The organism is Yersinia proxima (genome assembly GCF_902170785.1).
In the GTDB taxonomy this organism is placed as follows: Bacteria; Pseudomonadota; Gammaproteobacteria; order Enterobacterales; family Enterobacteriaceae; genus Yersinia; species Yersinia proxima.
In genome coordinates, this window is sequence record NZ_CABHYG010000011.1 from 259,255 (window position 1) to 275,029 (window position 15,775).

Sequence of the window (15,775 nt, forward strand, 5' to 3'; positions counted from 1 at the left end):
ATACTCGTCATACTTCGAGCTGCATGTGTGTTGGCCGCGCTCAATCACCCGAATCACTTACTACAGTAAGCTCGTCGGGATTTACTCGCTTGCCGCCTTCCTGCAACTCGAATTATTTAGAGTATAACAAACATAAAATTGGAGCGAAGGGATGTGTGTTTTCGGGGTTAATAACAGCTCACTTTGGGGGGCTAACGTATGAAAGTCACGCTGCCTGATTTTCGCCGCGCCGGTGTATTAGTCGTTGGTGATGTCATGTTAGACCGTTATTGGTATGGCCCAACCAGCCGCATTTCACCAGAAGCACCGGTGCCGGTTGTCAAAGTCGATACCATCGAAGAACGCCCCGGCGGCGCTGCAAACGTCGCGATGAACATCGCCTCCCTTGGCGCTATCTCCCGGTTAGTCGGGTTGACGGGTATTGATGACGCCGCACGCGCACTGACCAGCAAGCTAAATGAAGTGCAGGTGCGTTGTGATTTTGTCTCGGTGCCCACTCACCCAACTATCACCAAGTTGCGGGTACTTTCCCGTAATCAGCAACTTATTCGCCTGGATTTCGAAGAAGGTTTTGATGGTGTTGACCCCCAACCTATCTTTGAGCGCATTCAACAAGCGCTACCACAGATTGGTGCCCTGGTGCTGTCCGACTATGCCAAAGGTGCACTGAACAGTGTGCAGACGATGATCCAACTGGCGCGAAAAGCAAAAGTTCCGGTGCTTATCGATCCCAAAGGCAGCGATTTCGAACGATATCGTGGCGCAACGCTACTGACACCAAATCTATCCGAGTTTGAAGCGGTGGTGGGGCATTGCCAAAACGAAGCAGAGTTGGTGAGCCGTGGCATGAAGCTGGTCGCTGACTTTGAGCTTTCTGCTTTGCTGGTAACTCGCTCTGAGCAAGGGATGACCTTGTTACAGCCGGGCAAACCGCCATTACATTTACCGACCCAGGCACAAGAAGTGTTTGATGTGACCGGTGCCGGTGACACGGTTATTGGCGTGCTGGCGGCTGCATTAGCGGCGGGGAATACGCTTGAAGAGTCATGTTTCCTGGCGAATGCTGCAGCTGGTGTGGTGGTCGGTAAATTGGGGACATCTACTGTTTCCCCGATTGAGCTGGAAAATGCGATTCGTGGTCGTGCTGAAACCGGTTTCGGCGTGATGGACGAGCAGCAACTGAAAAAAGCGGTGGCTCAGGCGCGCCAGCGTGGTGAAAAGGTCGTCATGACTAACGGCATCTTTGACATCCTTCATGCCGGTCATGTCTCTTACTTAGCCAATGCCCGTAAGCTGGGTGATCGCCTGATAGTGGCAGTGAACAGCGATGCCTCTACCAAACGGTTGAAAGGTGAGAAACGCCCAGTGAATCCATTGGATCAGCGCATGATTGTGTTGGGTGCGCTGGAAGCGGTGGATTGGGTGGTGCCATTTGAAGAAGATACTCCGCAGCGCTTAATTGCTGATATTTTGCCGGATTTACTGGTGAAGGGCGGGGATTATAAACCTGACGAAATTGCCGGTAGTGCAGAGGTATGGGCCGCTGGTGGGGAAGTGAAAGTGCTGAATTTCGAAGATGGTGTTTCTACTACCAATATTATTCAGTCCATCAAGAATGGTCGAGGCTAAATACCCTTCGTCCTTGAGGTTGCGGGGGTGTTAGCTGCGCTCACTTACCCGAATCACTTACTTGAGTAAGCTCATCGGGACGCGTTTGCTTGCCGCCTACCCGCAACATCAATGACTTTGGGTATTAAAGAGAATGAATGGACTAAAACAGGAGTTGAGTCTGGCCCAGGGAGTCGGGTTGTTGTCCACTTCATTGCTGGGAACCGGGGTCTTTGCCGTGCCCGCACTGGCAGCAATGCTGGCCGGTGAAGATAGTTTGTGGGCCTGGCCAGTATTGATTGTGCTGGTTTTCCCGATTGCTATAGCTTTTGCTGCTTTAGGCCGTCACTTTCCCAACGCCGGAGGTGCGGCTCACTTTGTCACCATGGCATTTGGGCCGAAACTTGGCAAAGTTACCGGTTGGTTATTTTTGTCTGTCATTCCAGTCGGGTTACCCGCCGCGCTCCAAATTGCGGCTGGTTTCTGGCAAGCCACTTTTGGTTGGAGTGATAGCGGATTATTGATGGTGCAACTGGTTACCTTGCTGGTTATTTGGTTGCTGGGAACACGCAGTGCTGGCTCCAGTGCCAATGTGCAAACATTGATTGCGTTACTGGTCATCGCACTGGTGGTGGCTATTTGGTGGCAGGGTGATATTCAGCCATCACAGATTCCTTGGCCAGCACCACAAGATATTATCCCGTTGAATATGTTCAGTGCGCTTGCTGTAATGTTCTGGTGCTTTGTCGGACTGGAGGCTTTTGCACATCTGGCGACAGAATTCCGCCACCCAGAACGTGATTTCCCACGCGCACTGATGGCCGGACTATTAGTCGCCGGGGCCGTCTATTGGGGTTGTACCGTGGCGGTGCTGCATTTTCATGCCTATGGTGAGCAGCAAGCCGCTGCTGCCTCCTTGCCAGGAATTGTGGTGCAATTGTTCGGTGAGCATGCACTATGGATTGCCTGCATTATTGGTTATTTGGCTTGTTTTGCCAGTGTGAATATCTATACCCAGAGTTTTGCTCGCATGGTGTGGTCGCAGGCGCAGGTGCGCCCACAAAGCAAGTTGGCGCAACTGTCTGTTGGCCAAACACCGGTGAATGCACTGACTGCAGTGGTCGGCAGTTGCCTGCTGTTTACTTTGCTGACCTACTGGCTGTCTCTGCCATTAGATCTGCTGATTGTGTATGCCAACGGCATTTTTGTACTGATTTATTTGCTGTGTATGCTGGCTGGAATTCGCTTGTTAACCGGGCGCTCATGGGTGATGTCGGTGATTGGCAGTATTCTGTGTTGTGTATTACTGGTGATGATTGGTTGGAAGAGCTTATATGCTTTACTGATGTTTACGCTGTTGTGGATGCTAATGTCGAAGTCGCGTGGAGCAGTAATACCGCACTAAAAAGGGCGCCAGATGGCGCCCCAATCATAATAAGCGGCTCAGATTACTCGTCGGTTTTATCATCAATAGCGGCAGGCGCTTCAACGGTGGCCGGAGTGCTGTTGAACCTGGCCTCCAGTTCGCCCATACGTTGTTCCAACAACGCCAGCTTCTCTCTGGTGCGCAGCAGCACTTGAGTTTGCACGTCGAACTCTTCACGATTAACCAAATCCAGACGGGTTAACTGCGATTGCAGTACCATCCGAATTTTCTTTTCGACGTCGTCCCCGAATTCGCGAATACCTTTCGGCATAGACTCATGCACCTGGCGGGCGATTTGTTCAATTTTTTTCGGGTCAATCATGGTATTTCCCTAATTAGATGTGAAGTTACTCCTACTAGTGTAATGCTTGATGCCGAATGTATAAACCTCCTCAATCACCATTTTGGTAATTGCTCCGACGAATCAATAGCGCTATAGTCATAGGGCTTATTCTCAGGGCGGGGTGCAAGTCCCCACCGGCGGTAAATTGTGTTGCGGCATATCATGTCGTGGTGCAAAAGCCCGCGAGCGCTCACGTTGTTTCTCTTATCAAAGAGAGCAGGGTAGAGGTCAGCAGATCCGGTGTAATTCCGGGGCCGACGGTTATAGTCCGGATGGGAGAGAGTAACGGTATCTGCCGAGCTTATTTATTGTATTAAATAGCTCGCTTGCGTTATTTCGGCTATTTCTATTGATATATGCTGTTATTGATATAAAAGTGGCCATTTACTCCTCAAGACCGCCCTGATTCTGGTAATCCATAATTTTAATGAGGTTTTTTACCATGAATCAGACCCTTCTATCAGATTTCGGCACGCCTGTTGAGCGTGTAGAACGTGCTATTGACGCTCTGCGTAATGGCCGTGGTGTTATGGTGTTGGATGACGAAAGTCGTGAAAACGAAGGCGATATGGTTTTTGCTGCTGAAGCAATGACTGTAGAGCAAATGGCACTGACTATCCGCCACGGCAGTGGCATTGTGTGTCTGTGTATCACTGATGAACGCCGCCAACAGCTTGATTTACCAATGATGGTAGCCAACAACTCCAGCCAGTTCCAAACTGCATTTACCGTAACAATCGAAGCGGCTAAAGGTGTGACAACTGGGGTTTCTGCGGCTGACCGTTTGACTACTATCCGTGCGGCAATTGCTGATAACGCGAAACCTACTGACCTTAATCGTCCGGGCCATGTATTCCCACTGCGCGGTCAACCGGGTGGTGTATTATCACGCCGTGGTCATACTGAAGCATCCATCGATTTGGCTACCCTGGCAGGCTACAAACCAGCGGGCGTTTTGTGTGAACTGACCAATGATGACGGTAGCATGGCGCATGCACCAGAAGTGATTGAGTTTGCCAAATTGCATGATATGCCAGTTGTGACTATTGATGACTTGGCTGAGTACCGCCAGTCTCAAGAAAAAAAAGCCAGCTGATGTCTGATGGCAATATCTACTGATATTGCCTATTGATAACGTGGTTTACACACCGGGTTGCCATTATTCTATTGAATAGATCGCCGCCCGGTTATTTCGTTCCTTCCCCCCCTATCCTTGATATCTCCCCACGATTTTTCCTCTTCAAATTTATTGAATATCTTCATCACTGTTATCCGGCTGTGTAATGAAAAAAAAGCGCGTAATGTACTGTTTATGGTTTTAGCGCCACACTTTTTCTTAACAGTAAGGATTATCTATGAACACCTCTCGTATGCCTGCACTGTTTCTCGGCCACGGTAGCCCGATGAACGTGCTGGAAGAAAACAGTCACACTCAGGCATGGCGTGCGTTGGGTGAGACATTGCCGCGTCCAAAGGCGATTTTGGCTATTTCCGCGCACTGGTATACCCGTGGCACCGCGGTGACAGCGATGGAGAAACCTCGGACGATTCATGATTTTGGTGGCTTCCCACAGGCATTGTTTGATACGCAATATCCGGCGCCTGGTTCGCCAGAGTTGGCAACCCAGATTCAGCAACTACTGGCACCTATTGCGGTGCAAGCTGATACCAGTGAATGGGGGTTGGACCACGGCAGCTGGGGAGTATTGATCAAGATGTACCCTGACGCGGATATTCCGGTGGTGCAATTGAGTATCGATGGCACCCAACCGGCAGAGTATCACTATGAATTAGGTCGTAAGCTGGCGGTACTACGTGAGCAGGGCGTGATGATTGTCGCCAGCGGCAACGTGGTACATAACCTGCGTATGGTGAGATGGCAGGGGGAAAGTAGCCCATATCCATGGGCGGAGTCTTTCAACCAATTTGTGCGGGATAACTTGAATTATCAAGGTGATAACCACCCATTGGTTGACTTTATGCAACACGAAGGAGCGGCGTTGTCTAACCCGTCGCCAGAGCATTATTTACCATTACTGTATGTGTTGGGGAGTTGGGATGGTAAAGAGCCGATTTCGATTCCGACCGATGGAATTGAGATGGGGTCGCTTAGTATGTTGTCGGTAAGAATTGGATAGTTAGGTGTTATAAAAGAAGAGCTTGAACTGATAAAGTCAGTGAGCCAAGGGGTGACCACTCCTACGGGCGCTCCGGCGGCATAAGCCGCTACGGCCCCAACGGAGTGTTTCCCCTTGGTTCAGTTTTATCAATAATTTTACGGCATTAGCCTTTATACCTATTCTTGCGCAGGATTAACCCAAAATGATATGTGGGTAAAAACGTGACAGATCTTGGGTGATCAATTCGCGGTCTTCACGCAAGCCAATACCGCATGGTTGATCGTTAACCAACCAGCTACCAATCAACGTGTAGCTATCACCAAACTTAGGTAAAGGATGGAATTGCTGAACAATCATGCCCTCCTCACCATATGGCCCATCAACTCGCGCCACTTCTTTACCGTTTTCCACTATCTGGATATTGGCACCTTCCCGCGAGAATAACGGCTTGGTGACATAATGATCCATGGCTGGATGATCATCTTCAGCAAAATATGCAGGCAACAGATTAGGATGATTTGGGAACATTTCCCACAGCAGTGGCAGCAAGGCTTTATTGGAGATAATGCTCTTCCAGGCCGGTTCCAGCCAGCGTACACCTGCATCTTCCAGTTTGGTGGAGAACATTTCGCGGAACATAAATTCCCACGGATAGAGCTTGAACAAATTACTGATAACCTGATTATCCAGATCGGTAAATTGCCCTTTTTCCCCTAAGCCAATTTCTTCCATAAACATGAATTCAGTTGGCAAACCGGCTTCTAATGCGCAATCTTGCAGATACTGCACAGTTCCACGATCTTCTTCGCTGTCCTGGCAGCAGGCCAGATGCAGTAAACTAAAGCCGTGGTTATCGCGTAGATCAGCAAAACGCTCAATCAGTTTCTCTTGCATGCTGTTGAACTGATCAGACTCTGAGTCCAGATTGCCCGCATTGATCTGATCTTCCAACCACAGCCATTGGAAAAAAGCTGCCTCATACAATGAAGTTGGGGTGTCAGCATTGTTTTCCAGCAATTTAGCTGGATTTACACCGTCATAGGCCAGATCAAGACGCGAATAGAGTGAAGGCTGATTGGTCTTCCATGAGCTACGAACAAAATCCCAGCAATGTTTTGGAATGCGGAATTTTGCCATCAGTTGATCGCTATTAACTACTTTCTCAACCACTTGCAGGCACATCTGATGCAACTCTGCGGTGGTGTCTTCCAACTCTTCAATTTGTGCGAGTGTGAATTGGTAATATGCATCTTCACACCAGTACGGTTCGCCATACATGGTGTGGAAACGAAAACCAAATTCAGTGGCTTTTTCGCGCCAGTCCGGGCGTTCGCTAATCGCTAAACGTTTCATTAATCAGACCTTAGCCACCCATGCTGCGCGTGCTGGTTTTGGATGATGTTGCCGCACTGCGTTGCATCGAAGACTGTTTAGCTACTGAATCACCAAAACCGCCACGGGTGATGGTATTGGTCACAGCTGGCTTCGGAGCCATCGCTGTTCTAGGTACTGTCATGGTGCGGCCAGTGGTGGCTGAACCAAAGTTTTTGCCAGTGGCATCGACAAACTTGCCGTTAGCCGGGCTATTTGGTGCTTTAGAGGTAAACAACGGCTGGCTTGCACCGCCACCCATCATTCGGCCCATCATATAACCTGCCATCAGTGGCATCCACATGCTACCGCTTTGCTGTGGTGCAGCAGCCGTTGTTTCAGAAGATGACGAAGATGTTGGCACCATGCCTGCTTGTGCAGGAGCTTGAGTACACTGTGATTCACCGAATTCAGCCACGCAATCTTCACGAGTTGCATACTTGGGCGCAGTTTTAGCTGCTTCCTGCAACGCCGTATTGTAAGCAGTGGTACATTCCGCGCTCTTGGACGGATTTGCCGCTGAGCAATCATCAGCATTTTGGTACAAAGAGACGGTTTCATCGGTTTTTTCGCAGCCAGCCAGCATAAATACGGCACTGATAGCTAAAGCTACTGGCGCCAGGCGATAACTGCGCCAGGATTTACGGAAAGTCTCTTGATTGATGTTTTGAGTCCGTTTCATCTTTATTTGTCTCATTTCCGGGCGTTCAATGCCCTTTCCCAGTAAGTGTCCTAAGAATAGGGGAAATGTGTATGAAATTAAAGCGCGAGGGCTGATGAGACGCAGACTTTACAAAGTTATACGAAATGCTGCGAGTAAGTTCGCTTTTTTCATCGCCGAAAAATGCTGGGGAGCTAAAAGAGGGAGTAAATAAAAATAAACCGGGCATGGCTTGATGCTATGCCCGGTAGGTACAAATCCGTAAAAATCAGTTACGGAATGGGTTGCCGTTACGTGCGGCGGCTGGCGCTGCAGTCGTCGGTTGGCTAACTGTGGTAACGCGAGGTGCTGCCTGCGTGCTGGCACCATCAGCATAAGCATTCTGGTTAGCGTTATCTGGAGCCAGGCTGGTGGCTGATGTCGGGACGGGTTTATCCAGTACACCGTTCAGCTCCATCAAGTCGTTCATATTCAACGTGCCCAGAGCAGACTTGATATTTAACTGATTGATTAGGTAGTTATAACGCGCATCCGCGAGTTGCTGTTTGGATTGATACAAGTTAGTCGTTGCAGTCAATACATCCAGAATAGTACGAGTACCCACCTGATAGCCTGCTTCCATTGCGTCTAATGAGCTTTGGTTAGAAATAACCACCTGCTCATAAGCCTTGATGCTGCTGATGGATGCAGAAATGTTATTAAATGAGGAGCGTACAGTTTGCACTACACCGCGGTGTGCGCTTTCCAACTGCTCACTGGCACCGACGAAGTTGTATTGTGCTTGTTTCACGGCAGAATTCGTCGCCCCACCGCTGTACAGCGGTAAGCTCAATTGCACGCCAATTTTGTTCTGACCTGCATCGTTATTCAGTTGCTGAGTGCTTGGTGTACCGCCGCTATAACGGGTATTGGTGACTGAAGTTGATGCCGTCAAATCGATAGTTGGCATATAGCCAGTTTCTGCTGACTTAATTTGCTCACGTGCCAAATCTTGACTCAAGCGGGCAGAAAGCAAAGAAAGGTTACGTTTTTCAGCTTCTTTCAACAGGTTAGTGACGGCTTGTGGGCGTTCAGTCTTCAAGCGAGAGACATTGAGTGACGCCAGTTCTGGGTAGTAAACACCGGTAATTTGACGCAGGTTTTCCAGCGCATTATCCAGGTTATTACGTGCCGTAACTTCGTCTGCTAGCACGGTATCGTAGCTAGCGCGGGCGTTTTGCACATCAGTAATAGCCACTAAACCCACATTAAAGCGCTGGGTTGTTTGGTCTAACTGGCGATAAACGGACTGTTTCTGCGCTTCGGTATAAGACAGGCTATCAATGGCTCTAAGGACATTGAAGTAGGCGGTTGCCGTGTTCAGAATCAGCGCTTGTTCATTGGTCTGAAACGTTACGTCCTGAATACCGGCAGCTTTCTCTTGCAAAGTCAAAGCACGCCATTTGGACATGTCGAAAATAGTTTGCGTCAGTTGCAGTGAGCCTGATGTGGCATTGCTATCTGGGTTATCAGAAGCATCACGGAAGCCATTGGTATGGGTGTAACCCGCACCTAAACCTAACTGTGGTAATAGCGGGCTGCGAGCTTCATTAATTTTTTCATATGCAGCATCGCGGTCAGCCGCTGATTTGCGTAAATCCGGGTTACTATCCCTGGCTTGCTTATAAACTTGCAGCAAGTTCTCTGCCTGGCTCATGCTACTGAAACCAGCCAGACTCAGCCCGATAAGAAGGGGGAGCAGTTTCTTCATTTGCAGTCCTTGTTGTGCAGCAGTTGTGCGGCAATATTACTATGGTAGCTGTCGATAGACGAATTGTTGCCGATTCTATCAGAGTCTGCCAATGGGATAAGGTGGCTGATTGTGCCATCTCGCCTAAATTTACCTAAATCTAACACAAAGCTAAATGAGTATTCAGACAACTAATCTGTATCGGCCATCTTTGTCAAATAATCTTTATCAAAATCATTTCTATCAGCTAACTCTATGCCTGCTATTTTAAAATCCTGTATACCCGTCATACTTCGAGCTGCGTGTGCGTTGGTTGCTTTCGTTCACCCCAGTCATTTACTTATGTAAGCTCATGGGGGTTCGCTCAATTGCCGCCTTCCGGCAACTCGAATTATTTAGGGTGTAGCCTGTGTCGTTTGGCTGTCATCAAAAAGTACAATTTAGGTTTGATACTGACATCAGGAGAGAAGTATATGTCATCACAACAACCCTCACCGGTGACTTTCGATAAAAACGATGTGGAAATTATTGCACGAGAGTCACTGTATAAGGGCTTTTTTTCACTGAATTTATACCGATTTCGTCATCGTTTGTTTAATGGCGAAATGAGCGGGGAAGTTAAACGCGAGATTTTTGAGCGCGGTCACGCCGCCGTACTATTACCTTACGACCCGATACGTGATGAAGTGGTGCTGGTGGAGCAACTGCGTATTGCCGCCATTGACAGCAGCCCATCACCTTGGTTATTAGAAATGGTTGCAGGGATGATTGAAGAGGGCGAAACCGTTGAGGAAGTGGCGCGGCGCGAGGCTGAGGAAGAAGCGGGAATTCATATTGGCCGCTGTAAACCTGTATTGAGTTACTTAGCCAGCCCGGGGGGCACCAGTGAACGTTTGTCCATTATGGTTGGGGAAGTCGATGCGACCACCGCGAGTGGGATTCATGGGTTGGCCGATGAAAATGAAGATATCAAGGTGCATGTTGTCAGCCGTGAGCAGGCTTGTCGCTGGGTTGACGAAGGTGCAATTGATAACGCAGCCTCAATCATTGCATTACAGTGGTTGGCGTTGCACCATCAAGCGCTAAGAGCAGAATGGCAGTCATAAATATACTCGTCATACTTCAAGCTGCATGTGCGTTGGCTTTACTCAATAACCCGAATCACTTACTACAGTAAGCTCATCGGGATTATCTCGCTTGCCGCCTTCCTGCAACTCGAATTATTTAGAGTATAGATAAGTAGATAAAAAGAGAGATAATAATGAGCAAGCGCTACACACCTGATTTCCCTGAGATGATGCGGGTATGCGAAACTAACTTCGCCCAATTACGTCGTTTGATACCGCGAGTCGACGAAGTGGGCGAAAGCGTGGCTTATCAGGTTAATGGCGCCAGTTATCAACTGACAATTATTGAATCGACCCGCTACACTTCTGTTGTTGAGATTGTCCAAATCGAGCCCGCAGTCAGATACTGGAGCCTACCCTCTATGGTGGTACGGCTTTATCATGATGCTATGGTCGCGGAAGTGTGTGCCAGTCAGCAGATCTTTCGTTTCAAAGCAAGTTATGATTATCCGAATAAAAAGTTGCATCAGCGGGACGAAAAGCATCAAATTAACCAGTTTCTTGCTGACTGGTTGCGCTATTGCTTGGCGCATGGAGCGGTGGCAGTTCCGGTTTGTTAGACAGACTTATAGCCTGACCTACAGAGATGAAGGTACGTAATGAATCTGGTTGGGAAGGATGCAAAAACAAGGACACCATTTGGAAAGCCTGTTTAAACTGCCTATGGCGAGTGGGGCCAGGGTTAGAATTTTACAAATAACAGATACCCACCTCTTTGCGGGGGAACATGAGACCTTGCTGGGTGTAAATACTTCTCGCAGTTATCGCGCTGTGCTGGATGCGATTATTGCTGAGCAGCACCCCTTTGATCTTATTGTTGCAACAGGTGATTTGGCTCAGGATCATTCCGTTGCCGCTTATCAAAATTTTGCAAAGGGTATCTCCCGTTTGCCAGCGCCCTGTGTCTGGCTTCCAGGTAATCATGATTTCCAACCAGCTATGGTGGATGCCTTAGCCAGTGCTGGTATCGCCCCTTCAAAGCATGTTCTGGTGGGTGATAACTGGCAAATTCTATTATTGGACAGTCAGGTCTTTGGTGTTCCTTATGGTGAGTTGAGTGAGTATCAGTTGGAGTGGATGGAGCGCTGCCTGATGGCACATCCAGAACGCTATACACTGATATTATTACACCATCACCCGATGCCTTCAGGCTGTACCTGGCTTGATCAGCACAGCTTGCGTAATGCACATATGCTAGCGGCAGTATTGACCCGCTATCCGCGTGTGACCACCTTATTGTGTGGCCATATCCATCAGGATTTGGATCTCGATTGGTATGGCAAACGCCTGCTGGCCAGCCCTTCTACCTGTGTGCAGTTCAAACCGCACTGTACTAATTTCACACTTGATACCGTGGCACCGGGATGGCGCTACCTCGACTTACTGCCTGATGGAAGACTTGAAACTGAGGTTCGTCGGTTAGCCAGTGATGAGTTCTGCCCGGACATGGACTCGGATGGTTATTGATGAGTACGCTTCTATATATTCACGGCTTTAATAGCTCACCCAGCTCGGCCAAAGCAACGACATTCAAAAGCTGGTTGCAGCAACACCATCCTCATATTGAGATGCTGATACCGCAATTACCGCCTTATCCGGCGGAGGCCGCAGAAATGCTGGAAAGCATCGTGATGGATAAAGCCGGGCAATCCATTGGTTTGGTTGGCTCTTCTCTTGGTGGCTATTTTGCGACCTGGCTTTCCCAGCGCTTCAGTATTCCCGCAGTAGTGGTTAACCCGGCAGTCCGGCCATTTGAGCTGCTCGGTGATTACCTGGGCGAAAATCAGAACCCCTACACCGGGCAAAAATATGTGTTAGAGTCTCGGCATATTTACGATCTGAAAGCCATGCAGATTGAAAAGTTGGAATCACCGGATTTACTCTGGTTATTGCAACAAACCGGGGATGAAGTCCTCGATTACCGTCAAGCGGTTGCCTATTACACCCCTTGTCGGCAAACAGTAGAATCAGGTGGGAATCATGCCTTTGTCGGCTTTGATCATTATTTCTCCCCGATTGTGACTTTTTTAGGGCTAGCGACTGCTTGATATCTGGCGGTTTAAGCATCACTCAATACAGCGGGCATATCGCCGCTAGCCTTCCAACCATTAGCCGAATATTAATCAAACCATGACTGAATCCAGCTATAACGCTGATGCCATTGAAGTACTCAGCGGTTTAGAACCAGTGCGTCGTCGTCCGGGAATGTATACGGATACCACGCGACCAAACCACCTTGGTCAAGAGGTGATTGATAACAGCGTCGATGAGGCACTGGCAGGCCATGCCCGTCGCATTGATGTCATTCTGCACGCCGATCAATCACTGGAAGTAATTGATGATGGCCGTGGGATGCCGGTTGATATCCATCCTGAAGAAGGCGTTCCTGCGGTTGAACTGATTTTGTGTCGTTTACATGCAGGCGGCAAATTCTCGAATAAAAACTATCAGTTCTCCGGTGGCTTGCATGGTGTAGGTATTTCAGTTGTGAATGCCTTATCCAAGCGTGTAGAAGTGACGGTACGTCGCGATAGCCAAATCTACAGCATTGCCTTTGAAAATGGCGATAAAGTGCAGGATTTACAGGTTATCGGCACATGTGGAAAGCGCAATACTGGCACCAGCGTACATTTCTGGCCGGATGTTTCTTTCTTCGATAGCCCGCGTTTTTCAGTATCTCGCTTGTCTCATTTGCTTAAAGCGAAAGCGGTACTGTGCCCTGGCGTGGAGATCGTCTTTAAAGATCAGGTCAATAATACCGAGCAGCGCTGGTGTTATGCCGATGGTTTAACCGATTATCTTATGGAAGCGGTTAACGGCTTGATTACTTTGCCGGAAGTGCCGTTTGTCGGCTCTTTTGCCGGGGATACCGAAGCGATTGATTGGGCGCTGTTATGGCTACCGGAAGGCGGCGAGTTACTGACTGAAAGTTACGTCAACTTGATCCCAACCATGCAGGGCGGTACTCACGTTAATGGCTTACGTCAGGGTTTGCTTGATGCGATGCGCGAATTTTGTGAATACCGCAATATTCTGCCACGTGGCGTCAAACTCTCGGCAGATGATATCTGGGAACGCTGCGCCTATGTGTTGTCAGTTAAAATGCAAGATCCACAATTTGCCGGCCAGACGAAAGAGCGACTCTCCTCACGTCAGTGCGCGGCCTTTGTGTCCGGCGTAGTCAAAGATGCATTCAGCTTATGGCTGAATCAGAACGTACAAGCGGCTGAACAGTTAGCTGAGTTGGCTATTTCCAGCGCTCAGCGCCGTATGCGTGCGGCCAAGAAAGTGGTGCGTAAGAAACTGACCAGCGGCCCGGCACTGCCCGGTAAACTGGCTGACTGTACTTCGCAAGATTTAAGCATGACTGAACTGTTTCTGGTGGAAGGGGATTCCGCGGGTGGCTCTGCCAAGCAAGCACGTGATCGCGAATATCAGGCGATCATGCCGCTGAAAGGGAAGATCCTGAATACCTGGGAAGTGTCTTCAGATGAAGTCCTGGCCTCGCAGGAAGTCCATGATATCTCAGTTGCGATTGGTATTGACCCCGACAGCGAAGATTTGAGCCAATTGCGCTACGGTAAAATCTGTATCCTCGCGGATGCGGATTCCGATGGTTTGCATATCGCCACCTTGCTGTGCGCGCTGTTTGTGCGTCATTTCCGTGCTCTGGTTCGCAATGGGCATGTGTATGTGGCCATGCCGCCGTTATACCGCATCGATTTGGGCAAAGAAGTATTTTATGCGCTGGATGAAGAAGAGAAAGCCGGTGTGCTGGAGCAGCTAAAACGCAAACGTGGCAAGCCGAATGTGCAGCGCTTTAAAGGGTTGGGTGAAATGAACCCGTTGCAGTTACGCGAAACAACGCTTGATCCCAATACCCGTCGCTTGGTGCAATTGACCATTGGTGATGACGATATTGATAAAACCATGGCGATGATGGATATGCTATTGGCGAAGAAACGCTCAGAAGATCGCCGCAATTGGCTACAAGAGAAAGGGGATACCGCCGAGATTGAGGTCTGATCGATGAAGGTTACCTTAGAAGAGTTGCAGGCGTTTACCTCGGTCGTTGACTGCGGCTCTATTACGGCGGCTGCGGAACAGCGCAGTCAAACCACATCGGGCATCAGCCGGGCATTAAGTCGGCTGGAACAGAAGCTGGCGACCACTTTGCTACGCCGCACCACTCGGCGATTGGAATTGACGGAAGAGGGGGAGTTGTTTCTCACCCATGCACGGCAGATCCTTGGTGCGGTTGATGATGCTGAAGAGCAGATTGCGCTACGGCGGCTAAAACCTGCCGGGCGGTTGCGGGTGAATGCGGCAGCTCCTTTTATGCAGCATGTGATTGTGCCGATGATCAGCGGTTTTCGCGCGCTATATCCGCAAATCATTCTTGAACTGAATACCGATGACCTGAATATAGATTTACTGGAACAACGCACTGATATTGCGATTCGTATTGGTGCGTTGCGCGATTCGACCATCCATGCACGTCTGCTGGGAGCCAGTCGGGTGCGTATCCTTGCCAGCCCTGATTATCTACAACGCCACGGCACCCCTCACACCATTGATGACCTGGCAAATCACAGCTTGCTCGGCTTCACTCAGCCGGAATTTCTTAATCAGTGGTCGCTACCTCATTTGCCCGGTGGACGGGCATCAATCACGCCTAATTTGGCGGCATCCAGTGGTGAGACACTGCGCTTGTTGGCTTTACAGGGCGAAGGGCTCGTCGAACTCTCTGATTTTATGACCCGAGAAGATCAACTGGCGGGGCGTTTAGTTGAGGTCATGGCAGATCAAATTCTGGAAACCTGGCAGCCGATTAACGCGGTTTATTATCGCAATACACAGCTTGCAGCGCGGATTACCTGTTTTCTGGATTATGTGAGTGAGCAGATCAAGTTGCAGGGCATTAATTGGTTGAAAGATCCCCTTCGTTCTTAAAGCCGCAGGGGTGTTGGCCACTCTCACTTACCCGAATCACTTACTTGAGTAAGCTCATCGGGATGCGTTTGCTTGCCGCCTACCTGCAACTTCAATTACTTTGGGGATCGGTTGATTAAGCGTTATCAAGGATATGAATATTCACATCCAGTACATCGTCTTTAATCACTTCACGATGTTGATGCATGTGTTCCATCTGTAAATGCAATTCCAGATGGTGAACACTTTGCCACTTTTCCAGCATGAAAATTGAGTCCGGCGAATTCTTTTGCCAGTCAAGCTGGGTGGGTACGTCAATCATCGGCACGTAGCCGCCACAACCTTCTTCTGCCAGCACGGCAGGAATGAGTTTCTCAATGGCGTTCAACACCGCCTGGCGACGACCCAGTTTGACCTTTATTTCTGCAAAAACGGTAATCATAGCGACTCCAACTCAG

15 protein-coding genes and 1 riboswitch are annotated in these 15,775 nt (G+C 49.2%); of the genes, 10 read left to right on the forward strand and 5 right to left on the reverse strand.

Translation table 11 applies throughout. The annotated features are described in order from the left end of the window. The first annotated feature begins 198 nt into the window (after positions 1–198). Positions 199–1,629 carry a bifunctional D-glycero-beta-D-manno-heptose-7-phosphate kinase/D-glycero-beta-D-manno-heptose 1-phosphate adenylyltransferase HldE gene (hldE, locus tag FTB31_RS10105; protein ID WP_050077078.1) on the forward strand — a complete coding sequence of 477 codons (1,431 nt, stop codon included), beginning with the start codon at positions 199–201 and terminating at the stop codon, positions 1,627–1,629. 133 nt (positions 1,630–1,762) lie between these two features. Next, positions 1,763–3,013, forward strand: coding sequence for an L-methionine/branched-chain amino acid transporter (gene yjeH / locus FTB31_RS10110; RefSeq protein WP_050077080.1), 1,251 nt, complete (start codon positions 1,763–1,765; stop codon positions 3,011–3,013). Positions 3,014–3,056: 43 nt separating this feature from the next. On the opposite strand, the gene ubiK is transcribed toward yjeH, so the two are convergent. Then, positions 3,057–3,356: a ubiquinone biosynthesis accessory factor UbiK gene (gene ubiK / locus FTB31_RS10115; protein WP_077175192.1), complete on the reverse strand. Its 300-nt coding sequence runs from the start codon at positions 3,354–3,356 to the stop codon at positions 3,057–3,059. A gap of 124 nt (positions 3,357–3,480) precedes the next feature. Beyond that, positions 3,481–3,665, forward strand: a riboswitch (FMN riboswitch). A 154-nt stretch (positions 3,666–3,819) separates the two neighbouring features. On the opposite strand from ubiK, the gene ribB reads away from it, so the two are divergent. Together ribB and ygiD are read left to right on the forward strand one after the other, a co-directional pair. Then, on the forward strand, positions 3,820–4,473 hold the full coding sequence (gene ribB, locus FTB31_RS10120) for a 3,4-dihydroxy-2-butanone-4-phosphate synthase (RefSeq protein WP_011817217.1): 654 nt from the start codon (positions 3,820–3,822) through the stop codon (positions 4,471–4,473). Between the two features lie 259 nt (positions 4,474–4,732). After that, the gene (gene ygiD / locus FTB31_RS10125; protein ID WP_077175191.1) at positions 4,733–5,515 is read left to right on the forward strand and encodes a 4,5-DOPA-extradiol-dioxygenase; all 783 of its coding nucleotides are present in this window, start codon (positions 4,733–4,735) and stop codon (positions 5,513–5,515) included. Between the two features lie 174 nt (positions 5,516–5,689). Here ygiD and FTB31_RS10130 read toward each other — a convergent pair whose 3' ends face one another. The 3 genes from FTB31_RS10130 to tolC form a co-directional block, all read right to left on the reverse strand. Continuing rightward, positions 5,690–6,850, reverse strand: a complete 1,161-nt coding sequence (locus tag FTB31_RS10130; RefSeq protein ID WP_005160795.1) for a glutathionylspermidine synthase family protein — start codon at positions 6,848–6,850, stop codon at positions 5,690–5,692. Between the two features lie 10 nt (positions 6,851–6,860). Further along, complete coding sequence (locus tag FTB31_RS10135; RefSeq protein ID WP_019079121.1) at positions 6,861–7,550, reverse strand: DUF1190 family protein; 690 nt, start codon at positions 7,548–7,550, stop codon at positions 6,861–6,863. A 247-nt stretch (positions 7,551–7,797) separates the two neighbouring features. Beyond that, entirely contained in the window at positions 7,798–9,279 is a 1,482-nt protein-coding gene (gene tolC / locus FTB31_RS10140) for an outer membrane channel protein TolC (protein ID WP_050077087.1), read from the reverse strand. A 452-nt stretch (positions 9,280–9,731) separates the two neighbouring features. Between tolC and nudF the strand changes: the two genes are divergently transcribed. The 6 genes from nudF (at position 9,732) to FTB31_RS10170 (ending at position 15,338) form a co-directional block, all read left to right on the forward strand. Beyond that, on the forward strand, positions 9,732–10,364 hold the full coding sequence (gene nudF, locus FTB31_RS10145; protein ID WP_050077089.1) for an ADP-ribose diphosphatase: 633 nt from the start codon (positions 9,732–9,734) through the stop codon (positions 10,362–10,364). Positions 10,365–10,519: 155 nt separating this feature from the next. Next, on the forward strand, positions 10,520–10,945 hold the full coding sequence (locus tag FTB31_RS10150) for a DUF1249 family protein (protein ID WP_019079117.1): 426 nt from the start codon (positions 10,520–10,522) through the stop codon (positions 10,943–10,945). A 79-nt stretch (positions 10,946–11,024) separates the two neighbouring features. Further along, positions 11,025–11,852: a 3',5'-cyclic-AMP phosphodiesterase gene (gene cpdA / locus FTB31_RS10155; protein WP_046050212.1), complete on the forward strand. Its 828-nt coding sequence runs from the start codon at positions 11,025–11,027 to the stop codon at positions 11,850–11,852. Then, positions 11,852–12,433, forward strand: a complete 582-nt coding sequence (gene yqiA / locus FTB31_RS10160; protein WP_050077091.1) for an esterase YqiA — start codon at positions 11,852–11,854, stop codon at positions 12,431–12,433. The genes cpdA and yqiA overlap by 1 nt, the downstream gene beginning before the upstream one ends. Positions 12,434–12,515: 82 nt before the next feature. Then, on the forward strand, positions 12,516–14,411 hold the full coding sequence (gene parE / locus FTB31_RS10165) for a DNA topoisomerase IV subunit B (protein ID WP_050077094.1): 1,896 nt from the start codon (positions 12,516–12,518) through the stop codon (positions 14,409–14,411). Between the two features lie 3 nt (positions 14,412–14,414). Beyond that, entirely contained in the window at positions 14,415–15,338 is a 924-nt protein-coding gene (locus FTB31_RS10170) for a LysR family transcriptional regulator (RefSeq protein ID WP_050077095.1), read from the forward strand. Between the two features lie 115 nt (positions 15,339–15,453). Here FTB31_RS10170 and FTB31_RS10175 read toward each other — a convergent pair whose 3' ends face one another. Further along, positions 15,454–15,759, reverse strand: coding sequence for a putative quinol monooxygenase (locus FTB31_RS10175; RefSeq protein WP_227731339.1), 306 nt, complete (start codon positions 15,757–15,759; stop codon positions 15,454–15,456). Positions 15,760–15,775: the final 16 nt, after the last annotated feature.